At 54.1% G+C, this 22,769-nt stretch carries 21 protein-coding genes; 18 read left to right on the top strand and 3 right to left on the bottom strand.

Annotated elements, in window-relative coordinates; genetic code table 11:
* Positions 1 to 62 precede the first annotated feature (62 nt).
* Positions 63 to 431, top strand: coding sequence for an Rv2175c family DNA-binding protein (locus tag NXS13_RS02130; RefSeq protein ID WP_259076066.1), 369 nt, complete (start codon positions 63 to 65; stop codon positions 429 to 431).
* Here NXS13_RS02130 and NXS13_RS02125 read toward each other — a convergent pair.
* The 3 genes from NXS13_RS02125 to NXS13_RS02115 all read right to left on the bottom strand — a co-directional run bounded on the left by NXS13_RS02125 (position 428) and on the right by NXS13_RS02115 (position 3,656).
* Positions 428 to 1,873 (bottom strand): alpha-(1->6)-mannopyranosyltransferase A, encoded by a 1,446-nt coding sequence (locus NXS13_RS02125; protein ID WP_259289271.1) that lies wholly within the window; start codon positions 1,871 to 1,873, stop codon positions 428 to 430. The two genes, NXS13_RS02130 and NXS13_RS02125, sit on opposite strands and share 4 nt — an antisense overlap.
* An 8-nt stretch (positions 1,874 to 1,881) precedes the next feature.
* The gene (locus NXS13_RS02120; RefSeq protein ID WP_259076070.1) at positions 1,882 to 2,952 is read right to left on the bottom strand and encodes a polyprenyl synthetase family protein; all 1,071 of its coding nucleotides are present in this window, start codon (positions 2,950 to 2,952) and stop codon (positions 1,882 to 1,884) included.
* A gap of 158 nt (positions 2,953 to 3,110) precedes the next feature.
* Positions 3,111 to 3,656, bottom strand: coding sequence for a GNAT family N-acetyltransferase (locus NXS13_RS02115; RefSeq protein ID WP_259076073.1), 546 nt, complete (start codon positions 3,654 to 3,656; stop codon positions 3,111 to 3,113).
* Positions 3,657 to 3,863: 207 nt separating this feature from the next.
* Here NXS13_RS02115 and NXS13_RS02110 point away from each other — a divergent pair, with 207 nt between their 5' ends.
* The 17 genes from NXS13_RS02110 (at position 3,864) to NXS13_RS02030 (ending at position 22,651) form a co-directional block, all read left to right on the top strand.
* Entirely contained in the window at positions 3,864 to 4,292 is a 429-nt protein-coding gene (locus NXS13_RS02110; RefSeq protein ID WP_259076075.1) for an SAV_6107 family HEPN domain-containing protein, read from the top strand.
* A 186-nt stretch (positions 4,293 to 4,478) separates the two neighbouring features.
* Positions 4,479 to 4,853 (top strand): DUF3040 domain-containing protein, encoded by a 375-nt coding sequence (locus NXS13_RS02105; protein ID WP_259076077.1) that lies wholly within the window; start codon positions 4,479 to 4,481, stop codon positions 4,851 to 4,853.
* A gap of 479 nt (positions 4,854 to 5,332) precedes the next feature.
* The gene (gene mraZ, locus NXS13_RS02100) at positions 5,333 to 5,764 is read left to right on the top strand and encodes a division/cell wall cluster transcriptional repressor MraZ (RefSeq protein WP_259076079.1); all 432 of its coding nucleotides are present in this window, start codon (positions 5,333 to 5,335) and stop codon (positions 5,762 to 5,764) included.
* Between the two features lie 171 nt (positions 5,765 to 5,935).
* Entirely contained in the window at positions 5,936 to 6,958 is a 1,023-nt protein-coding gene (gene rsmH / locus NXS13_RS02095; protein WP_259076081.1) for a 16S rRNA (cytosine(1402)-N(4))-methyltransferase RsmH, read from the top strand.
* Entirely contained in the window at positions 6,955 to 7,629 is a 675-nt protein-coding gene (locus tag NXS13_RS02090) for a hypothetical protein (protein WP_259076084.1), read from the top strand. Before rsmH ends, NXS13_RS02090 begins: the two co-directional genes overlap by 4 nt.
* Positions 7,630 to 7,775: 146 nt before the next feature.
* Positions 7,776 to 9,641: a penicillin-binding protein 2 gene (locus NXS13_RS02085; RefSeq protein WP_259076086.1), complete on the top strand. Its 1,866-nt coding sequence runs from the start codon at positions 7,776 to 7,778 to the stop codon at positions 9,639 to 9,641.
* 69 nt (positions 9,642 to 9,710) lie between these two features.
* Positions 9,711 to 11,219, top strand: a complete 1,509-nt coding sequence (locus tag NXS13_RS02080; RefSeq protein ID WP_259289287.1) for a UDP-N-acetylmuramoyl-L-alanyl-D-glutamate--2,6-diaminopimelate ligase — start codon at positions 9,711 to 9,713, stop codon at positions 11,217 to 11,219.
* A complete protein-coding gene (murF, locus tag NXS13_RS02075) occupies positions 11,216 to 12,688 on the top strand; it encodes a UDP-N-acetylmuramoyl-tripeptide--D-alanyl-D-alanine ligase (RefSeq protein ID WP_259157629.1) in 1,473 nt (490 codons plus the stop codon). Before NXS13_RS02080 ends, murF begins: the two co-directional genes overlap by 4 nt.
* A gap of 3 nt (positions 12,689 to 12,691) precedes the next feature.
* Entirely contained in the window at positions 12,692 to 13,789 is a 1,098-nt protein-coding gene (gene mraY, locus NXS13_RS02070; protein WP_259076093.1) for a phospho-N-acetylmuramoyl-pentapeptide-transferase, read from the top strand.
* Positions 13,790 to 15,163: a UDP-N-acetylmuramoyl-L-alanine--D-glutamate ligase gene (gene murD / locus NXS13_RS02065; protein ID WP_259157630.1), complete on the top strand. Its 1,374-nt coding sequence runs from the start codon at positions 13,790 to 13,792 to the stop codon at positions 15,161 to 15,163. It begins immediately after the preceding gene.
* A 16-nt stretch (positions 15,164 to 15,179) separates the two neighbouring features.
* On the top strand, positions 15,180 to 16,634 hold the full coding sequence (locus NXS13_RS02060; protein WP_259157631.1) for a putative peptidoglycan glycosyltransferase FtsW: 1,455 nt from the start codon (positions 15,180 to 15,182) through the stop codon (positions 16,632 to 16,634).
* A gap of 81 nt (positions 16,635 to 16,715) precedes the next feature.
* Positions 16,716 to 17,792: an undecaprenyldiphospho-muramoylpentapeptide beta-N-acetylglucosaminyltransferase gene (murG, locus tag NXS13_RS02055; RefSeq protein WP_259157632.1), complete on the top strand. Its 1,077-nt coding sequence runs from the start codon at positions 16,716 to 16,718 to the stop codon at positions 17,790 to 17,792.
* A gap of 26 nt (positions 17,793 to 17,818) precedes the next feature.
* Positions 17,819 to 19,240, top strand: coding sequence for a UDP-N-acetylmuramate--L-alanine ligase (gene murC, locus NXS13_RS02050; protein WP_259157633.1), 1,422 nt, complete (start codon positions 17,819 to 17,821; stop codon positions 19,238 to 19,240).
* A gap of 25 nt (positions 19,241 to 19,265) precedes the next feature.
* Complete coding sequence (locus tag NXS13_RS02045; protein ID WP_259076126.1) at positions 19,266 to 19,922, top strand: cell division protein FtsQ/DivIB; 657 nt, start codon at positions 19,266 to 19,268, stop codon at positions 19,920 to 19,922.
* A 212-nt stretch (positions 19,923 to 20,134) separates the two neighbouring features.
* On the top strand, positions 20,135 to 21,340 hold the full coding sequence (gene ftsZ / locus NXS13_RS02040; protein ID WP_259076128.1) for a cell division protein FtsZ: 1,206 nt from the start codon (positions 20,135 to 20,137) through the stop codon (positions 21,338 to 21,340).
* 5 nt (positions 21,341 to 21,345) lie between these two features.
* Positions 21,346 to 22,092, top strand: coding sequence for a peptidoglycan editing factor PgeF (pgeF, locus tag NXS13_RS02035; protein ID WP_259076130.1), 747 nt, complete (start codon positions 21,346 to 21,348; stop codon positions 22,090 to 22,092).
* 133 nt (positions 22,093 to 22,225) lie between these two features.
* Positions 22,226 to 22,651: a cell division protein SepF gene (locus NXS13_RS02030; protein ID WP_259076131.1), complete on the top strand. Its 426-nt coding sequence runs from the start codon at positions 22,226 to 22,228 to the stop codon at positions 22,649 to 22,651.
* Positions 22,652 to 22,769 lie beyond the last annotated feature (118 nt).

The following is a 22,769-nucleotide window of genomic DNA, read 5'->3' as shown; positions in this document are numbered from 1 at the left end:
TCCCTAAAACCTCGGAGTTGCGGAAACTGCGTCAGTGAGAAAAGTCTTGGTATGTTAGCTGTGTGAGTAGTGAAAAAGTTTCAGCTTCGATAATCCCCGCCGATACCGAATTGCTAACAGTGGTTGAATATGCCCAGCGCTTGGGTGTTGCAGTGACCCGAGTATTCGATATGTTGGGCGAGCATAGGCTCATCTGTGTATACGATGGTGCGATCAAAAAAATTCCGGCCGATTTCCTTTCCGCGAAGGGAACAACCAATAAATTCGTCCCAGGTCTTATCGCCCTACTCTCGGACGGTGGCTATACCGATACCGAAATTTTTACCTATCTCTACACTGACGATGACTCCCTTCCTGGTCGTCCTATAGATGCCCTCCACGGGCATCTAGCGCGCGAAGTTATGCGGCGCGCACAGGCTATGGGTCTCTAGATTCTTATAAGCCGTGCTGCGCTGACGGCTACCAGGGCGCAACAGATGACCCAGATCGGATTATAGAGTTGGTGATTGCCCGAACCGGTAAAGCTGGCCGCAATGAAGATGCTGCAAGCTGCGAGTGCCCGGATGAGTAAAGGCCTCTCGCGTAGTCCAACTACCACCGCGCTCAATGGCAGAATACTGGCGTAGTACCACGGTAATACCACTGCATTAAAGCTCAAGACCACGATATACATGACAGCCATAGCGGCCACCGGTTTCGTGCGACCCCACCACCAACAGAGGAGATACCCTCCGACCATGATGACAGCACCCATCTGGCGCATCACTGCCAGAACCTCGTTATACGGGAAGGGCTCGATAAATAGTAACCCAATAACCGCGATCTGGTCACTGATAAGGGTAGGGACGGACAGCGGATTTATAACCTTGGAATTACCCGTGAGCGCTTGGATCCATCCATAGGAAGCACCCGAAGCGGTGGTGATTAACGCTAGAACGGCTACACTAAGAAGTGCTCCGATTGTTGCGTGCAAGAAAAAGGCGCGCACCCGAGCAGCTGTTGAGTTGTGGCGATTGACCGCGATCCAGATCACAAAAGGTAGGACAAAACCCGCCGTTGCCTTTAGCGACATCGCTAATGCAATGAGCACAATACCGCTATAGAATCCCCCAATATTGGGAAAGCGGTAGATGCTCACGAGGCCGACCATCACCAGACCTACCATGATGGCCTCATTATGCAGGCCACCAATAAGATGGATGAGCATGACAGGATTGAGCACGCCTATCCACAGCGCAAAACTTCTGTCTACACCGAATATCAGCGCCAGCCGAACCACACCATAAGCTATGAGTGCACACCCGATCAGCATGACGGCTTTTATGAGGTAGACACCTATGAGCACCTGATCGCCCGCTAGAATCGTGATTCCCTTGCTCAACCATAAATGCAATGGCCCATATGGGGTAGTGGTATTACGCCAATCATGGGAGACCTCGAAGAGGTAATTATTGGGATTAACAGCGGGGCCTTGGGTGTAGGCGTCGAAACCGTCGCGCAACAGAGTACCTTGCATGAGGTAGGAGTAGACATCACGCGACATAAGGGGAGCTGCTGGAATGAGAGGCACCACCCACCACAGCATAACCTTACGCATAAAGGGATAACTTGGTAGACAGAGTCCGAGAAGAACCCACGCCGCTATCAGACCCATGGTGCCCACCCACACCGCGGTATTAGACAACGTTGCTCCGTGACCAAAGCTGAGAAATTCCCAACCGAGACGCTTGAGTAGCCCGTCGCGCCGCTGGGTTGCACCGCCACCAAAAGAACCTAGCGTAAGCAGGAGAGCAGAGACTGAGCCGAGGATGAGGCCAGCGCGGGCGGGGGAAAGATGGGTGATGTGCGAATAAAAAGGTGAGCTGGCAGGCATATCAGTGGCTAAAGGGCGCGCGCCGTGGCCTGGGAGGCAATCTGCGAGAGTAACTCAAATACTTCTGGCTTCAGGTTAAGCTGCTCCAGATAGTGAAGTCCTTGTGAGACCATCGTGTCAATTCGCTCTTCGATTGCTTCATCGGCCCCTGTGCTTTTGATATCGGCCGTTAGCTGGCTAATAGCTGCAGCGTCCACGACGTTGCCTATACCAGCTCGAATCCGCTTTTTAGTTGCGGGATCAGCAAGTTTGAGCGCAGTGGCGAGAAGTACCGTTCGTTTACCCTCGCGCAGATCGTCGCCTGCTGGTTTGCCGGTAACCTCAGGATCCCCGAAGACCCCCAATTGATCGTCTCGGAGTTGGAAAGCTATACCGATTTCCCTACCAAAGTGTCGCAAACCGGTGATTCGTTCGGCCGAGGCATCACCGAGTGCAGCTCCGATATGTAAGGGGCGCTCGATGGTATAGGCGGCGGTTTTGAAACGATTGACATTATTGGCTAGGGCGAGATCTTCGCTTGAGCTAGCCTCTAGCGCGATATCAAGTAATTGGCCGCCGATAACCTCCGTTCGCATTCCGCGCCATGCCGGTAGGGCTCTGGTGATGGCAGCGGGGCTTAACCCAGAGGAGTGGAACATATCGTCGGCCCAAACGAGCCCGAGATCGCCCATGAGGATGGCGACTGATTCTCCAAAGTGAGCGCTATCGCGAGACCAGCCGCGCTGTCGGTGTGTGGATTCGATGAGGCGGTGAAAGGTGGGATTGCCGCGTCTCGTATCAGAAGAATCGATAATATCGTCGTGGATGAGAGCACAGGCCTGAATAAATTCGAGCGAAGATATGGCAGTGATAACAGCTTCGACGTCTTCACACTCATGACCAGCTGCCACATAACCTGCCCAGGCGCACAGAGGTCGCATCCTTTTCCCGCCGCTTAGGACAAATGTTTCCAGTTTCCCTACAGCCTCCGAGACAGGGTCTCCGATAGTAGCAATAGCTTCGCGCTGCTCGCTGAAGAAGCGGCGGAGCTTATCTTCAACACGAGCTGGTAGATCCTCGATTGCAGGGTACTGATTCATGATTCCTCGCGCGGGTGAATGAGTTCGAATTATTAACGTATTGCGGCGGATGTCACCAAGTCTTCCTGACTAGTTTACGGTATATCCGCTACCGCGCAGCATTTTTTTAAGCAGCGCACTCTCATCAGGTCTGTAGTGAGCTGAGCGCCTGCACTGGCTTAGGGGCGCAATTGCTTAGAGAGGATGGCAAAGGGGCGGGCATCGCCGCGAAAGTGAAAATCGCGAAGTACATCTTGAAAGCCAAAGTTCCTATACAGGTGGAATGCTGCATTCTCTTCTGCGTTCACTTCGGGAGTAGATAGTATGGCGTACTCACAGTCTACCTTGTGCAGTAGCTGTTGGAGGAGGGAGTGGCCGATCCCCAGTCCTTGGAGTCGGGGTTCGACGTGAATTTCGGAAATAGTGAAATAATCTCCTAGCACCTCTAAGCGGTGTGACCCATGCTCACGCAAACCGCGCCGAATTTCTTGGTCCCACCACTGGTGGCGGGCTCCGCGGTGGCCAAAACAAAAGCCCAAAAGGTGGCTGGCATCATGCGCGATAACTGATTGAAAATCTTTTTCGAGGGAGGCAATCCGCCACGCTTTCATCGCTGTGTTGTGCACGTCTGTGCCATAACTCATCGCACGGATATAAATACTGACCAGTTGGGGACAGAGCACCGAGAATTCATAAGGGCTCAGGCGTGAGTAGAAGATAGGCACCCTTGTATGGAACCACGTTTTTATGCAGATAACTTTGTTTAGCGGAAAATACCCCTTTTAATTTTAGAACATATGTTCTAAAATGAGGAGTGTGTAGTCCACCTCATTCGATAATCTGAGCTACAACAAGCAAATCTTCGTTCTAAAAAGGCATAAGCCCCCTGAGTCTCGTCGCTCGAAAGGCGTGAATGATTAAGGAGAAAGATAATGGGAGTCGTCGTTTCGGCTAGTACACGTTTTCAGGCTGGTCAGGGGAGTGCCGCGGGTTTCTTAAACCGTGCTCAGGTGCTCACCCGTGAGGCGGTGCAGGCTCGCGACCACGGTCGTCTCGATATCGCCTTAGAATATGCATACCTGGCATCCATTAAGGTTGCGGCTGCGTGGGTGTCCTGTACCGTCGTGGCGAAGCGTAAACGGAAGCCGCGTTCAGTTTTTGCTCAGTTAGCTATGGTGGGCGGCGAGGCTACGCAGTGGGCGCAGCGTATCGGAGCCTTTTCGCAATTGCGTAGCCGATCTCTATCGGGATTGGAGTGCCAGCTAACCGTGGAGGTCTTAGATGAGCTCATCGAGCTCGTGGCCGAGTTTTATAACGAGGTGGATCGGATTACCGTGGTCTCCTACCCAGCGGCTTCTTAGATGGGGGTGACGTGGCTAGAAAAGTGTTCGCTAAGGGAACTTTCGCTTCGGGGTGGCCGTTGTAGTACTAAGAAGGCATAATCTTTGCTATGTCGAGAGCGGTTTTATGCAGCTCCTCCCGATAAAAAGGCATTATGCTGGTTGTATTCACAATATATCGCTGCATTGCGTACCAAGGGAGGCGCCGTGTCACTTTCCGAGCACGAGCAAGAATTACTCAAGGAGATCGAACGGTCGTTGCTGGCGGAGGATCCACACTTCGGTAAGTCGGTCCCGCGAGGCGAAGCTCATAGCGCGCTGAGCTTCAGGGGCTTTGCAGTTATCGTCATTGGCCTTGTGATGTTGGTCGGTGGGGTAGCACTTAGTCAAATCTCCCTATGGCTGGTTGCCCTCAGTATTGTCGGCTTTGTGGTGATGGTGGCTGGCGCTATCTGGATGCTCAGTGGAGATGGTGCTTCTAGTGGTTTAACGAAGAGAGAGAAAACCCTACCACGGCCGGTCAAAGACGACGGCTTGGGGTCGCGTATGGAAGAGAATTTCCGCAAACGCTTCGAAAAATAAACGCTTTTTATCTCAGCCCTCAAGAGAAATCTTGGGGGTTTTTATTGTGCTCCCCACTTCCCCCCACCATCAATGGCTGGGTTTTAAATTTTTTGGATAGTGCTGGAATGGTTCTCGGTTAAGTTGTGGATGATGGTGCAGTTCGCCACAGAAATATGAGGTTTTTGAGGACTGCTGTTAAGTCTTGTGAATGATGGGTGTGTCTTATACTAGCGGTGTACAACGATACCAATGGGGGAGAATCCAGGGGTGAACTGGCTATAGCTAAAATTTTGACCCACTCATATCTGCGCAGGTAAAAGCATTTTTTGCGCGCAAAAAAGGGTAGATTCAATGTTTGGCTACAAAAAGTGGGGGATTGTGGGGTAGAGTGGGGCACGTAGTAAACGGGAAACCTTCGCAGATAAGTGGAGGACACACGATTACTGCCCCTTGATTGTCAACCGAGGCTTGGAAAAGAAAGGTGGGTGCCTGCATCCATGTTTCTGGGAACTTATACCCCCAAGCTGGACGATAAGGGCCGCCTGACTCTTCCGGCAAAATTTCGAGAGGAACTAGCCGGCGGTCTCATGGTGACCAAAGGGCAAGACCATTCCCTGGCGGTCTACCCGAAGGATGAATTTGTCAAACGCGCTCGCAAAGCGGCAGAAGTTTCGCGAACGAATCCTGAGGCACGCGCCTTTATCCGTAACCTCGCAGCAAGTGCGGATGAACAAAGGCCAGATGGTCAAGGACGCATCACTTTATCGGCTCCGCACCGTGAGTATGCGGGTCTTGTGAAGGAATGTGTGGTCATAGGATCCATGGATTTCCTTGAAATCTGGGACGCCGAGGCCTGGGCAACGTACCAAGAAGAAACTGAAGCAGCCTTCGCAGCTGCCGATGGTGATATCTTGGGCGGTTTGCTCTAACGCTGCATCGAGTACGCGGAGTGTACATATGAACTCCATTCTTGATCGTCGTTCTGGTGTACTTCCCCGACATCAGAGCCTGGATCTAATCCAGTGGATGAAGAATGGGGCTCTATGTATACCCCACCAACTCGACTGGCATGACGAAGAGTTCAAGGGAAAGAGACGCTTGTGGTTGACAGCACTACTCAGTTTGATCACACCGCGGCCAATCACGGCCACATACCGGTTATGCGAGACAGGATCGTTGAACTTCTCAGTCCCGCTGTCGAGCTCATGGGCGATAACGCCGTCATTATTGATGGCACCCTAGGTGCTGGAGGGCACAGCGAATCCCTTCTGAACACCTTTACAAGCGTGCATATTATCGGCCTCGACCGAGATGAGCGGGCCCTAGACCAGGCCCGTGAGCGTTTAAAACCCTTTGGCTCTAGGTTTATCGCCTTCAATACTCGCTTCGATCGCTTCCTGCCTCTCTTAAGAGCCTCCGATGCCCCTGGGTGTACCTTACTAAAAGAATTCGGACTCACGGGTGCTCTTTTTGACCTGGGAGTGTCATCGATGCAGCTTGATCAGATTGAGCGAGGCTTTGCCTACCGAGTCGATGCACCCCTCGATATGCGTATGGATGGCAATGACGGGCTCACCGCCGCCGATATTCTCAATACTTACTCCCACGGCGACTTGGCTCGTCTGCTCAAGACCTACGGCGAAGAACGTTTCGCTGGAAAGATCGCTACGGCCATCGTGAAGGAACGCGAGAAAGCACCATTTGTTACCTCGGCGCGCCTTGTCGAACTTCTCTATGCCACTATTCCCGCCGCGACTCGCCGCACTGGTGGTCACCCCGCAAAAAGGACATTCCAGGCCCTACGCATTGAGGTGAACAAGGAGCTCGAAGCCATCGAGAATGTACTTCCCGTCATCACTGATCTTTTAGCTCCAGGCGGGCGATGTATCTTTATGGCCTATCAGTCTCTTGAGGACAAGATCGTGAAGAATTACTTCAAAAAAATTACGGCGGACACTACACCCTTGGGGCTACCGGTTCATTTGCCTGATGATTCTCCTCGCTTCAAACTTCTGACCCGGGGAGCGGAGAAAGCTTCTGCTACTGAAATTGATACCAATCCGCGTTCCGCCCCTGTTCGGGTTCGGGCTGTGCAAGCAATAAAAGAAGGCATAGGATCATGAATGCAACGACCATCGAGCCCCGCAAGCGCACTGGTCAGTCTCGCGACTTAAGCAAGGGGTCTATGCAAAGCTCTCGACTTAGCACGCTAGCACCTCCTCAGCGCCCCGTGGTTACCCGCACGGTGACTGCCCCTCAAAGGCGCTTCCAACATAAGAGTGGCTCAAAGCAACAGTTCACACACCGTGGTCGCCGAATCGAACGCCCGCAAGCTAATCGTCGCGCGGTGTATACGGTTGTAGGCTTCACCCTCCTCATTCTGCTCGGTTTCCTGGCCGCCTCAATTGTCTCTGGTGTGACCACCCAACAAGCCTTCAGGATCACCGAGCTAAGGATCGCGCAGCAGACTTTGGATAACCAGCTCGAGACGCTCAATAGAGACGTGGAGCGAGCCGCAGCGACAGGTCAAATTGCCCGCCAAGCACAGCGCTATGGCATGGTGATTCCAGATCAGCCAGGTGTCTTAGTGCGCAATCCCGATGGCACCGTAGTCGAACAGCGGCCCCCTAGTGATCGCACGCGCCCGATCACCGATATCAACGATGAGTATATGACGTCTAATATCCCCACCAGCGATCCGCTCCACACACAGGGTACGATGGATCAACAGACTACGGCGCCCATCGAGGGTCCCGTGGTGGCAGATATCGCTCCCTATACTGCAGGGAACTAGAGTATTTCGAGGTTCTATAAGCCGTGGATAAGCCGAGATCTCAGCGACCGGGACGAGAGGATAGCTCGTCCCGGCTTCGCGGTTACCCGAATCTAGCGCCCGAACGACCTCAGAAAGCGCCACAAAAGACTGCCCCACAAAAAGCAATGCGCCAGCGGATCGCTCTAGTGCGAGTATTAACCGTCGTGATCGCGGTCGTTCTTATCGGGCGAATGGCTTTTATCGATATCGCTTGGGGACCGGAACTAGCCGCCCGCGCCGAACAGCAGCGCACCCGAGTATTCGAGGATCATGCAAAGCGCGGGGAGATTGTTGATAGACAAGGTAAAAAACTCGCATTCACCATGCGATCGAGTATGTTAAGCGTTCACCCGAATCTATTGCGCGACGAGCTTCCCTATGTGATCAAAATGGATCTGATCAAAGAAGGCAAGTGGGGCAGCATAGCCGTTAAAGATCGCGATAGCGTCCTTGAGGGCCTCGTCGATACCTATCTGCGCAATTATGCAACAGAAATAGCTTCCATCATCACCGAGAACGCAGCCTCCCATCATGACGTCTCCGCCAAGGAGATCTATCAGACGCTGACTAGCGACAGTACCTACTCGGTTCTGGTCGCTCGGGTAGACCCAGATATAGCGCAGATGGTTGCCGATAAGTTCTTCGGCATTGTGGTGGAGAATAAATTTTTAAGGGAATACCCTAACGGTGCCATTGCCTCTAATGTCTTAGGCAAAGTAAGCCCCCAGGGTGCGGGGCAGTTCGGCTTCGAAGCCTCGCGAGATTTTCTTCTCGCTGGCCGCGATGGCCAGTACACGTACGATGTTTCAAATGGGGGACCCGTCATCCCAGGTACTCGTCGCGATAAGACCCTGCCCGTCGACGGAGGAAGCGTTACCCTCACCCTCGATTTGGATCTGCAAACCTATGTGCAACAACAACTAGAACAAGCCAAAGCAAATTCTTTAGCACAGAGCGCATCAGCAGTTGTTCTCGACGCCCACACCGGTGAAGTTCTGGCTATGGCTAATACGGACGCCGTTGATAACACCGGTGATCTGCAAAAGCAACTCGACGAAGGCAAGAATTTCGGAAATCCTACGATATCCGAGCCCTTTGAACCTGGATCGGTAGCTAAGATCATTACTGCCGCCGGCGTCATTGAGGATGGTGTGAGCACGCCCGATGAGGTGCTCACCGTCCCAGGATCCATCCACATGGCGGGAGTCAGCGTCAAAGATGCGTGGGACCATGGACCAGTGCCCTATACCACTACTGGGATTTTTGGAAAATCTTCCAATGTAGGAACCCTCATGCTAGCCCAACGTCTTGGCGAGCAGCGCTATGGGGATTTACTCAAGAAATTTGGCATTGGACATCCCACGGGCATTGAATTGCCTGCCGAGTCGGAGGGACTCTTACCGCCGATCGAACAGTGGTCGGGAGGAACCTTCGCTAATCTTCCCATCGGCCAAGGCATGAGCTGGACATTGCTTCAAATGGCTGGAGTTTATCAAACTCTCGCTAATGGCGGTGAGCGTATCGAACCTCGCATTATCGCTGAAGCCCGTGATACTTCAGGCACCGTTATTGAACAACCGGAACCTCGAAGAGTTCGGGTAGTGAGTAAGGAAACGGCGCAAACCGTGGTAGATATGTTCCGCTCTGTCACCCAATCCGATCCCAGTGGACTGCAACAAGGAACCGGTAGCACGGCAGCGATTGCGGGTTACCAAATCGCCGGAAAGACTGGTACCGCACAGCAGGTTGATCCCCTCACCCAGGCCTATTCCAATTCCGCATACTGGATCACTTTCGCCGGTATCGCTCCAGCGGATGACCCCCGCTTCGTTGTGGCCCTTATGTTAGATCGGCCGCAACGTGGTGTTCACGGTGAAGGCGGGCAATCAGCAGCGCCGCTCTTCCACGATATTGCGAGCTGGCTTCTCGATCGCGATAATATTCCGCTGAGTCCCCCCGATTCAGGTCCGATGATCCTGCAGGTTCCTTAGCAACCGGCGAATCCCCCTTATATAGGGCTACCGAGCAAAAAATACAATGTGGAGAGAAGGTTAGTGACAGTGCAGAATCAGCAGCAAGGAATCACCCTATCGATTCTTGCCGACATTGCAGGTGCGACTCTGGTGAACGCAGACGCAGCACGGGGAGGGATCACTGGCATTAGCCTCGACTCGGCGTCGGTGCAGGAAGGTGAAATCTTTGCCGCTTTACCAGGCACCCGTGTCCACGGCGCCCAGTTTGCAGGCTCCACCGCGGCAGCAGCTATTCTCACCGATCGCAAAGGATTGCTCATCCTTGAAGATGAAGGAGAACAGCGCCCCATTTTAGTGGTGGAGGATATTCGTTCCATTCTCGGCCCCGTCGCCAGTTATATATTTTCCGACCCTTCTGCTGATTTAACCGTTATTGGTATCACCGGCACATCTGGAAAGACCACCACAAGCTACCTATTAGAGGCTTGTCTCATGGCAGCGGGGAAAAAGGTTGGCATTATTGGCACCACGGGCACGAGGATTAATGGCGTGAAGGTGCCTACCTCACTTACCACCCCAGAGGCCCCAACTCTGCAAGCCCTTTTCCACCAAATGCTCGATAGCGGTGTGACCCACGTGGTTATGGAGGTATCCTCCCACGCTCTTATGCTAGGGCGTGTCAATGGGGTTCATTTTGATCTCGCAGGGTTTACTAACCTTTCTCAAGACCACCTTGATTTCCACCGCTCCATGGAAGAGTACTTCGAGGCTAAGGCCCTTTTATTCGATCCCCAATCAGCCATCCACGCATCTCGAGCCGTTATCAACACCGACGATGAATGGGGAAAGAAAATGCTGCTCAGAGCGGGTTCGCTAGCCCGTGCTTTAAGGACTGTGGACAATTATACGAGCCAGAGCACTCACTATGAGGTCACCGGCATTCGCAGTGCCAAGGCGGGATCTCAGGAGTTTAGCTTTAATTCGGTACCAGTTGTCCTTCCTATGCCAGGGCGTTTTAATAGCGCGAATGCGGGCCTCGCCCTAGCCCTCGTCGATAGTCTCGGACTCGATATATCAGCGGCAGTCAAGGGCTTAGCTACCGTCGGGGTGCCCGGACGCATGGAACGTATCGACGGTGGTCAAGATTTTCTGGCTGTGGTTGATTATGCGCACAAACCAGCAGCAGTACAGGCCATATTAGAGACCGTGAGAGCACAAACTCAGGGTCGTGTGGGCATTGTTCTTGGCTGCGGCGGGGACCGCGATGAATCTAAGCGGGCAGTAATGGGTCAGATAGCTGCAGGGCTTAGCGATCTTTTGGTGGTCACCGATGACAATCCGCGCTCGGAGGATCCAGCACAGATCCGACAGGCCATGCTCACTGGGGCACGGGAAGAAAAGGAGAGCGGTGACGTCATAGAAATCGGGGATCGCAGAAACGCAATAGAATACGCAGTGAATTGGGCTCAGCCTGGTGACTCGATCATTATCGCTGGAAAAGGGCATGAAGTAGGACAGCTGGTCAACGGAGTCAATCACCACTTTGACGATAGGGAAGAACTAGCCCTGGCCATGGAAAAGAGATCCCGCAAATGATCGCCATGAGCTTAAATGAGATCGCCACCGCCGTGGGCGGAATTGTCGTGGACGCCACCGGCTCCGAAATCGTGGATGGGTCAGTGGAATTTGATTCGCGGGCAATCAAACCAGGCGATCTTTTTCTAGCAATACCAGGAGCCCGCGTAGATGGCCATGACTTCGCACAACAAGCACGGAAGCGGGGAGCCCAGGCCGTCATGGGCTTGCGGCCTACGGGCGTACCCACGGTCGTTGTCCCGCATATCGGCCCCGCAGATAGCAATTCATATGCCACAGAGCACGACCAGGACGGTTCGGTAAGCAGTGTGCTCGCCGCTTTAGCCACACTTGCTCACCACCTGATCACCCGTCTTGACCAACTCACCGTGATCGGCGTTACTGGCTCGGCCGGCAAAACAAGTACCAAAGATATCATCGCCAGTATTGCGCGACTCGCGGGAGAAACCGTCGCGCCACCGGGCTCCTTTAATAACGAAATTGGCCACCCCTATACCGCCTTACGCTGCACCGAAAGCACCCGGTATCTTGTCGCAGAACTTAGTGCGCGCGGACTCGGACACATCGCTCACCTAGCTCAGATCGCACCTCCACAGATTGGAGTGGTGCTCAATATAGGAAGCGCCCATATGGGGGAATTTGGGTCGAAAGAAATTATTGCTCGCGCCAAAGGAGAGTTGGTCGAAGCTCTCGACCCTCAAGGGGTAGCCGTGCTCAACGCGGACGACCCCTTAGTCATGCAGATGCGCCAAAGGACATCCGCGCGGATTCTCACCTTCTCCACGAAAAAGCCGGCCGATCTGTGGGCCAGTGATATCAGCCTTGATAAGCTCTCACGGGCCCGGTTCACGTTGCACTACGGTGGCGAAAACGCGGTTATCCACCTCAATATTTTCGGTGCTCATCAGGTTTCTAATGCTCTTGCCGCCGCGGCTGCGGCCGTGGGAGCGGGAATCGCCTTTGCAGATATCGTCGCGGGACTAAATTCTCACCAAGGGACATCAGCTAACCGTATGGATGTCAATATTCGCCCAACGGATAACCTAGTGGTCATCAACGATAGCTACAACGCCAACCCGGAATCTATGCGCTCAGGTATCGATGCAGCTATAACAATGCGCACTCATCGGGTAATCGCAGTGCTCGGGGCCATGGGGGAACTAGGCGATGAAGCACTTGCCGCCCACCGCGAGATTATCGACTACGCCGTCAATCAGGGGATCGATATCGTCATAGCGGTAGGTCAAGACCCAGCTGCGGCAACAATCTATTCTCATGCCCTCACCCGGGGAGTAGAAAGTTACCAAGAAATGACCCCGGACGCCGCGGCAGCACGAGTCGAAGATATCTGCCACGAGTCCGACGTGGTATTTATTAAGGCTTCACATGCATTGGGCCTCTGGGAGGTAGCAGATAGGCTGCTTCCTCATAACCGCATAACGATAAAAGATAACCAGGAAAGTACATAACCCATGACCCAGATTATTATTGCCGCGCTTAGTAGTTTTATCATCGCTATGAGCCTGACCGGGGTCTTAACAAGCAAATTTAGGGCCTCAGGGATCGGCCAAGAGATCCGGGAGGAAGGTCCAGAGTCCCACCAAACAAAGAGGGGTACGCCCACAATGGGTGGCCTTGCCATTGTGGTATCCATCGTACTCGCCTATGCTTTCGCCACGGTCTACGGGGCTCTGAACGGTCATGGCGGTCCGAGTGCCAGTGGCATCATCGCCCTCGCCTTAGTCCTTGCGCTCGGGGGACTGGGTTTTGCCGATGACTATATTAAAATCTTTCGTCAGCGCAATCTAGGTTTAACGAAGACACAAAAATTAGTGATCCAAGCTGTCATCGGAATCTGCTTCGGGATCGCCATCGTTTTGTTCCCTAATGAGGATGGGCTTAGTCCCGGAAGCACTCATCTCAGTTTTGTGCGTGATATAGACACCATCGATCTTGCCTTCGGTGGGGGCTTGGGCATGATCATTTTTGTGCCCTTCATCTACTTGGTGGTGGCCGCATGGTCGAATGCAGTGAATTTGACCGATGGCTTGGACGGGTTAGCGGCGGGCATCTCAGTGCTCGTCTTCTCAGCTTATGCCGTCATCACCTTTTGGCAATATCAAAACTCCTGTAGTGTCGCAGCCGTACCCGGCTGTTATGACGTACGAGACCCCCTCGATCTAGCCATCATCGCCGCCAGCGGCATTGGGGCGAGCCTCGGCTTCTTGTGGTGGAACCGCAACCCTGCCCGAATCTTCATGGGCGATACCGGATCCATGGCGCTCGGCGGCATGGTGATCGCACTTTCGGTTATGAGCCGCACCGAATTACTGGGCATCATCATCGCTTTGATCTGCGTTCTCGAAACCATCTCCGTCATCATTCAGGTCGCAGTTTTCCGCACCACGGGGAAGCGATTCTTCAGAATGTCCCCGCTGCACCATCACTTCGAAAAAGGGGGCTGGCGCGAAATCCATGTGGTGTGGGGCTTCTGGGCCTTCACTCTGCTCAGCGTCGGAGTAGGGCTAGCGATTTTCTTCAGCGAATCTCTCTCCTACGGAGTCAACTAAATGAATATCACTGGACCAATTCTCGTAACCGGAGCCGGCGTATCTGGTACCGCTATGGCACGCCTGCTCAGCAACCAAGGCCATGACGTAACCCTTGTAGACGCCAATGAGACCGCACTCGCCATCGCCCTGGAGCTCACCGGAGTCCCAGGTATTACTCCCGAACGGGCGCACCACGCACTAGCGGATACCGCCCTCATAGTAACGTCACCAGGGTGGCGCCCTGACACTCCACTTTTTGACGCTGCCGCTCAGCGCGGTGTCACAGTCATAGGCGATGTGGAGTTGTGCTTCCGCCTTGATCAGGCTGGCTTCTTTGGACCTCCTCGCACATGGATGGCAGTCACAGGAACTAATGGGAAAACCACCACGACCTCCATGCTCGCTGCAATGATGCGAGAGTCAGGGGCCAAGGCCCAAGCGGTGGGCAATATCGGGGTATCAATCGCGGAGGCCCTGGAGGCGAGCGAGCGAGTCGATATTGTGGTCGCCGAATTATCGAGTTTCCAACTGCACTGGGCTGAGGACCTGAGACCCCATGTGGGTGTATTGCTCAATCTTGCTGAAGATCACCTCGATTGGCATGGCTCCATGCAGGCCTATTGTGAGGATAAAGCCAAAATTCTCACCGCAGAGCACGCGATCGCGGGCGCCGATGACGTCGCTAGTCGTCCCTTCATCTCCAAGGCTACCGTAACCTTTACGGCGGAGGAGCCCCGCAAAGGTCAAATAGGTGTGCGTAATTCTAAGATTTGTGACCGAGCTTTTGCCGAAGAAGAGTATATCGCTCCCATAGCGGGGATTCAGCCACCGGGACCTGCCGGACTTTACGATGCTTTAGCTGCCACCGCCGCTGCACGCGCTGTGGGCGTTGAGCCCCAAGCCATCGCTCGCGCTCTAAAGAATTTTCAAAGCGCTGGCCACCGCGGCCAGGTCATCGCTTACGAGCGAGGCATCCAAGCGATCGATAATTCAAAAGCAACCAATCCTCACGCCGCAGACGCCGCCCTCGCCGGTCACGATTCCATCTTATGGGTTGCCGGTGGACAACTTAAGGGCGCCGATATTGACGGCTTGGTTAAGAAATATGCAGCTCAATTAAAGGCCGTAGCACTTCTTGGTGTCGATCGTGAGACCATCGCCCGTGCTGTGGCACATCATAGGCCTGATATAGAGGTCTATTCCATTGCAGAAAAAGATCCCGTTATCGCGATGGACGACGCTGTCGCCTGGTTAAGTGACAGAGCCTGCGCCGGCGATAGCCTGATTTTGGCGCCCGCCGCTGCAAGCCTAGATATGTACACCGGAATGGGCCAGCGAGGGGATATCTTTAGCCAAGCGGCAAAGAAGTACCTAGCAGAGCATCACCAATGAGAAGAGGGTTCAGACCATGACAGCGAAGTCCACAGCGCGCCCAGGCCTCTGGCACCAGCTCACGATGAGGCTAAAAGACAATAGCGCACGACCCTATTTCGACTATGTCAATATTTTAATAACGGTGGCGCTACTTGCCACCATAGGCCTCATCATGGTCTCAAGTGCGGCCGTGGCAAAATCCGAACGAGAAGCTAATAGCGTGTGGACTCTACCGCTGCACCAGCTCACCATGGTGTCCCTCGGCTTTGTAGCCCTGTGGGCAGCCTTAAAGATCCGCCCTCAGGTAGTAAGGCGACTCAGCTCAGCTATTCTCGCCGTTTCCATCTTGCTACTCATCCTCGTCCTCATTCCCCAGGTCGGAACGGGATTAGCGGAAACGGGCTCGCAGTCATGGATAACCCTAGGGCCGCTGACCATTCAGCCTTCGGAAATCGCTCGCGTTGCCATTGTTATGTGGGGCGCCGATAAACTAGCCGGAAAAAAATTGCGGATGACCTCTATGCACGAACCGCTAGTCCAGTACCTCGTGGTATCCGCAGTGATGGCGATGCTCATCGTCGCCGAGCACGACCTTGGGATGGCAATCAGCTTCATGCTCGTCGTTGTGGTTTTGCTATTCCTCGTGGGTGTGGACATCCGTTTCCTTGGTGCCATGGGGATGCTGTTGGTCATCGGAGTCATCGGACTCTCGCTGTTTTCTACCCAATTCAGAAAAGACCGCATTACGGTATTTCTCAATATCTTCTGGGGCAAATTTGAGGACTCTACCCATTCATCCTTCCAGTCCTATCAAGGTCTACTCTCCATAGCAGAAGGAGGGATCACGGGAGTAGGAATCGGGCAATCACGTGCTAAGTGGTTCTACCTCCCAGAGGCTCATAATGACTTCATCTTCGCCATAGTTGGTGAAGAGATCGGGCTGATCGGTGGAGTTCTTCTCATTTCCTTATTCGCTTGGTTGGGCTATATCGGGCTGCGTATCGCTCAGAAATCTTCCAGCCCTTATCTCAGCCTCCTGTCCTCCACACTTGTCATGGCTGTCGTGCTCCAAGCCTTCATTAATATCGCCTACGTAGTGGCCCTGCTCCCCGTGACGGGTATCCAATTGCCTATGATTTCATCGGGTGGAACCTCGGCGATCATTACTCTGGGCGCCATGGGCCTCGTTGCGAGCGCGGCGCGTCATGAAAGCGATGCAATCTCAGCGATGCAGGCAAATGGCCGGCCCTGGATCGACCGGGTATTGTTGCTCCCTGAACCCCACCTTGAGGGCCTCGACCGCCCAGGCGCTGCACGCCCTCGGACGGGAACAAGGGCAAGCCACACACCAATAACGCGGCAGCTACCTGCGCGCAATCAGCGTCGGACTCCGCCACAGCCAACTCAACCGCGACAGGCTCGTGGGCGCCGTCACATGAACGGGAACTCGCTCAGGCGATCACCGCGCCGAGAATATCCCCGCTCATAGTTCTGAGCAAAAGCCATTTCAGATCAACCTCGGAGCGCATACCAGCGGTTCGATGCGATGGAGACTAAACTGAGAACAATTATGACTACAAAGACAGTGAATATCCTCGTCGCTGGCGGTGGCACCGCCGGGCATATCGAACCGGCACTCGCAGTGGCGGGGGAGTTAAAAAGCCGCGGTTATAACGTCATAGCCTTAGGTAGTCCCAAAGGATTAGAGAAGAACCTCATACCGGCACGCGGCTTCGAGCTGCGCATGATTCCGCCGGTACCCGTACCGCGCCGGGTGAATAAAGACCTGATGAATCTCCCATTCAGGCTCCTGGATACCATTCGGCAGACTCGTCGTATCCTCACTGATAATGACATTGATGTAGTGGTGGGATTCGGGGGGTATGTAGCAGCGCCTGCATATTTAGCGGCGCGCAGTCTAGGTCTGCCCTTTGTGGTTCATGAAGCAAATGCACGGGCTGGCCTAGCCAATAAACTGGGCCAAAAAATTGGTGGCCTAGGGTTGAACGCCGTCGAAGGCTCTGGGATGCCCGGGCGTGTGGTCGGTATCCCTATTCGCTCATCACTTGGTAGTGATAGTGATATTCGTGCGGCTCGTGAGCGTGGACAGTCGCTGTGGAACCTCGATGAAACGCGCCATACTTTACTCGTCACCGGTGGCTCTCAGGGGGCGAAGTCGCTCAATGATGCCATTGAACAGCACGCCGATGAGCTTATCGCTCGCGGATATCAGATCCTCTTGGCACACGGGCCCAATAATCCCGCTCCCACTGCTCGGGAACACCTGGTGAGCGTGCCTTATATCGAAGATATGGCGGCTGCCTACCAGGTTGCAGATCTCATCGTGTGCCGCTCTGGAGCTATGACGGTGGCAGAAATTACCGCCGCAGGAGTCCCCGCGCTCTATGTACCGCTTCCTCATGGCAACGGAGAGCAAGGGCTTAATGCGCGAGCCGTGGTTGATGCAGGTGCTGCCCGCATTATTGCAGATCACGAACTATCCAACCGCCTGGTCGATACGGTGGACGCATTGCTGCGTGACCCCGATGCACTGCAGCGCATGCGTGAGGCCGCAAAGATCTCTGGGGTGGGTAATGCCAGCCATACGATCGCCGATATCGTGGCCGATATCGTTGCTCGATCATAGTCATAGTTAAAGAATTGGAAGATAGCATGGTCACCTCACATGATTTGTCCCGAGTTCACCTAGTGGGAATTGGAGGCGCCGGTATGTCAGGGCTTGCCAGTATCCTTCTTGAACGGGGGCTTGTGGTATCTGGATCGGACATCAAAGAATCTCCGGCTCTTGGTGATTTGCGTACCTTGGGCGCTCATATCGCTGTCGGACACGCCGCTGACAACCTCACCCTCTCAGGTCAGCTCCCTACTGTGGTTGTCACCTCATTCGCCGCGATCCCACCAGATAATCCAGAATTATCGCACGCCAACTCACTTGGTATTCCAGTGATTCGGCGCTCCGATCTCCTGGGAGAATTGATGGCCGATAAAACGCAAATCCTCATCGCCGGAACCCATGGCAAAACCTCGACCACCTCGATGGCCGTCGTAGCGATGCACCACGCGGACATGGATCCCAGCTATGCGATCGGTGGGCAACTCAGCGATTCAGGCAAGAATGCCCATCACGGTCTCAGCCAGTTCTTCATAGCTGAGGCGGATGAATCGGATGCGTCGCTGTTGCGGTATAGCCCCGATATTGCGGTAGTAACCAATATGGAGCCCGATCACCTCGACTATTACGGCTCCAATGATGCGTATATGCAGGTATTTTACGATTTCGCGGAGAGAATAGATTCCGGAGGTACGTTGATTGTCTGCCTCGATGATCCAGCTGCCGCACAGTTGGGAGAGGACTTTAAGGACTTCACGGTGGTATGGGGATATGGCACACCAGAGGCAGCCGCACAGCATCCCGACATTGCTCATACGATCGTTGAATCGATGAGCACCGGCACCGATAACACCACCGCCGTGCTGAAGATGGGGGAGCGGTCGATGCCTATCAGCCTGAGCATTCCAGGCCAGCACATGGTGCTAAATGCTGCGGCCGCCGTGACCGCAGGTGTGGCCGCTGGAGGGGACTTCGCTGCTTTGGTTCGCGGAATTTCTGCCTTCGGTGGGGTGCGCCGTCGTTTTGAATACCGTGGTAGTGCCAACGATATTGATCTCTACGACGATTATGCCCATCACCCCACGGAAGTTGCGGCCGTGCTGCAAGCCGCACGAGAGAGAATAGCCGCTCGAGGCCACGGACGCTTGGTTGCTGTGTTTCAACCCCACTTATATTCCCGTACTCTAGAATTTTCCTCGGAATTCGCCAGCGCCTTATCGCTTGCAGATCGTGCCTATGTCTTGGATATTTATGGCGCCCGCGAGGAAGCTGTAGAGGGAGTGGACTCACAGATTATCACCTCGGCTATGACTATCCCAGCTAGCTTTGTGCCAGATTTTTCCGCAGCCGCAGCCACTATCGCGCCACAGTTGCAACCAGGCGACCTGGTGATCACGATGGGGGCAGGAAGCGTGACCATGTTGGGAGCGTCCCTTTTACACGAGCTAACCACCGGTGCCTAGGACCTGGAAAGGATCGATTTATCTGATGATGGCGAAAAAGATATCACTGACCTTGGTAGGCATAGGGTCAATATGCCTCATTCTCTTCGCCATCGCCTTTTTCTTCCCCGTATTTACGGTTAAGGAGATTATCTCCCAAGGTAGCCAGCACACCCACGCCGAAGATATCCAGAACGTCACCGATCCGCTGATCGGTACGAATACGGTGCGAGTAGATACCCAGGATATTGCTCAGGATCTCGTTGCCTTGCCGTGGGTACTGACGGCCACAGTAAAAACCCAGCTTCCGAGCACCGTGGCAATCGAAATCGTTGAGCACGAGCCAGTGATGTACGAAGCTAAAGAGGACGGGGATCACCTCATCGACCGTCAAGGGCGGGTCTTTGTCGTCGAACCGCACCCCGAGGGGCTCATTGCAGTGACAGGGGTGACCGATGACCAGGGCTACCGCGATATCCTGGGGGTAATCGAGAGTATTGGCGTTGCGGAGCGGTCGGCGATTGCGGAGATCCAAGCACCGTCGGCAAGCAGTATGGCACTCCTTCTTAAGGATGGAAAGCGGGTTTTTTGGGGTAGCAATGAGAATAGTCATGATAAAGCAATCGCTTTGTCGGTAGCGGTGACTCGACCCGAGCAAACCATTGATATCTCAGGTGCGCCGATCGTTTCTGTCGTCCCTTAGAAATATCGAGCCGCAACGCTAAAATCGCATGTCAAAACTCTAAAGTTTAGGTTGAGGGTATCGACACGCCACGAAAATGTACCAAGAATTTTTGGGTTCGTCCGCGAAGATAGAAGCTACAAACCTTCACGCTTTCTGGTTGACCACAGCCCGAAAGGGTGACAGCTAGATTAATACGAGCACAAGAATTTCCAGAAAGGCGAGTCTTCTTTATGACTTCCCCAGATAACTACATCGCCGTAATGAAGGTCGTTGGTGTTGGCGGCGGTGGCGTCAATGCAGTCAACCGCATGATCGAAGAAGGTCTGAAGGGTGTTGAATTTATCGCCGTGAATACCGATTCGCAGGCACTGATGTTCACCGATGCGGACGTCAAGCTCGATATCGGACGCGAGGCCACCCGAGGCCTTGGCGCCGGAGCTAATCCTGAAGTTGGACGCCAATCTGCAGAAGATCACAAAAAAGAAATCGAAGAAACCCTCGAGGGTGCCGATATGGTCTTCGTAACCGCTGGTGAGGGTGGGGGAACCGGAACCGGTGCCGCCCCAGTGGTCGCCTCTATTGCGCGCAAGCAGGGAGCTCTGACAGTGGGTGTGGTGACCCGCCCCTTTAAATTCGAAGGTCGCCGCCGCACCAAGCAGGCCATCGAAGGTATTGAGAAGCTAGCTGAGGTCTGCGATACCCTCATCGTGATCCCTAATGATCGACTCCTCGAATTGGGAGACGAGAACCTCTCCATGATGGAAGCCTTCCGCGCCGCTGACCAAGTGCTCCACAACGGCGTCCAGGGCATCACCAAGCTCATCACTACTCCAGGCGTTATCAACCTTGACTTCAATGATGTCAAAACCGTGATGGCTAATGCGGGAACCGCCTTAATGGGCGTGGGCTCAGCCAGCGGTGAGAACCGTGTGATGGAAGCCGCCCAGCAAGCGATTAACTCCCCGCTGCTCGAATCCACCATGGAAGGCGCTAAGGGTGTGCTGATTTCAGTGGCAGGCGGATCTGATCTGGGACTTATGGAAGTGAATATGGCGGCGTCGATGGTTCAAGAAAAGGCCGACGAAGACGTCAACCTGATCTTCGGCACCATCTTCGATGACAACCTGGGAGACGAAGTTCGGGTAACCGTCATTGCGGCTGGTTTCGATAACACCGGGGACAACAATTCCACCGACTCTCAGCCTGCCATGGCTGCATCACCTACCCCAGAACCATCACCCACGTCTGGGATTATGGGCTCGGGTGAAAGCGGTGAAAGTCAAGAGAGCTATGATGCGCGCCATCGACGCTACGAATTCTCCTCGGATACCTCCAGTGGCAAAGGGGGTTTATTTACATCGCGTATAAGCGAACCGACCCCAAAGCGCCCCGAGGATGACGACGATCTCGACATCCCCGACTTCATGCGTTACTAGATCATATGCCCAAGCCTGAGGGGCCTCAGGGCCCCGATTTCCCTGCGCGCCCTGTGCGCCAGTTCTTCACGTCCAGGCGTGGAGGCGTTTCCCCAAGCCCCTATGATTCCTTCAACCTCGGAGATCACGTGGGTGACCATGAGGACAACGTGCGCGCGAACCGAGCGCGGCTCGCGCGATTAGTCGGGCTCGACGAACAAAATTTGGTGTGGATGGAGCAGATCCACTCACCCAATATCACCGTTGTCGAATATCCAACAGACCAACCTGTGCCGGCAACGGACGCTCTCATAACCGCGACACCGAAGCTGGGTATGTGTGTTCTCGTGGCTGATTGTGTTCCCGTTCTCCTGAGTGATCCGCAGGCTCCGCTCGTGGCCGCGGTACACGCCGGGCGCATGGGGGCTCGAAATGGCATTGTTCGCCGTACTGTCGAGCGCATGGTAGAACTTGGAGCAATTCCGTCTCGGATGCATGCCCTCATAGGCCCTGCGGCCTCGGGCGACTTCTATGAGGTGCCGGAGGCTATGGCTGCCGACGTGGAACGACATCTTAGCGGTGCGCGTACAACAACTCTTAAACAGACCCCGGGCCTGGACCTGCGTGCGGGGATCATAAACCAGTTATACGCTCTCGGAGTACGCTCGATTGACTGTGATCACCGATGCACCATCAGTGATCAACAATTCTTTTCTTATCGTCGGGACGGGAATACCGGACGTCAGGCGGGTGTTATTTATATCACTAGTTAATAGAGGCGCACAATTGGGCGTGTTTGTCTCCATGTCCAGCACTGTTACCCGATAATCTGAGTACTTGACAATACTTCCACCACCGCAGTAGCGCTCGAGAGATCGCGGCGCACACACCCGAAAGGTTCCCACTATGTCCTTGTTTAAATCCACCAAAGAATTCTTCTTCGGCGCTGACCCCGACTCCTTCCCATATGACTCTGAGGATGCCTATTTCGAGGAGCCTCAAAGCTATGATCGGACCCCAAGCTACGCTCGTGAGCGCGAGGATCACTATGCCACTCGTACCCGTGTCGAAGCGTCGGTAGTTTCCGTGAAAATCTACCGCAATAATGATGCCGTGAAGATCGGTGAGCCCTTCCGTGACGGGGATGCCGTCGTATTCGACCTCGCGGCCTTGGATGCCAAGGAAGCCAAAGGAATTGTCGATTTCGCCGCAGGTCTTTGCTATGCGTTGCGTGGTCGAATGGTTAAGCTAGAGAACCGTATTTTCGCTGTTATCCCTGAGCACTGCGATCTTGACAGCGAGCAGTTGAAGAAGGCTGCACATATCCACTAATTTCGGCGCTCGATGGTGGAAGTCATCTTTTTAAACCTTGTCACGGTGCACTAGGCTAACTAGTGTACCGAGACAAGGACTTTTTTTGTCCTGTTTATCTGTGAAAGGGCCCGAAGTT

The sequence above is a fragment of the Corynebacterium sp. ES2730-CONJ genome (genome assembly GCF_024834055.1).
GTDB lineage: Bacteria > Actinomycetota > Actinomycetes > Mycobacteriales > Mycobacteriaceae > Corynebacterium.
The sequence above is the reverse complement of the archived record's forward strand: the minus strand, read 5'-3'. Positions and strand labels throughout refer to the sequence as shown.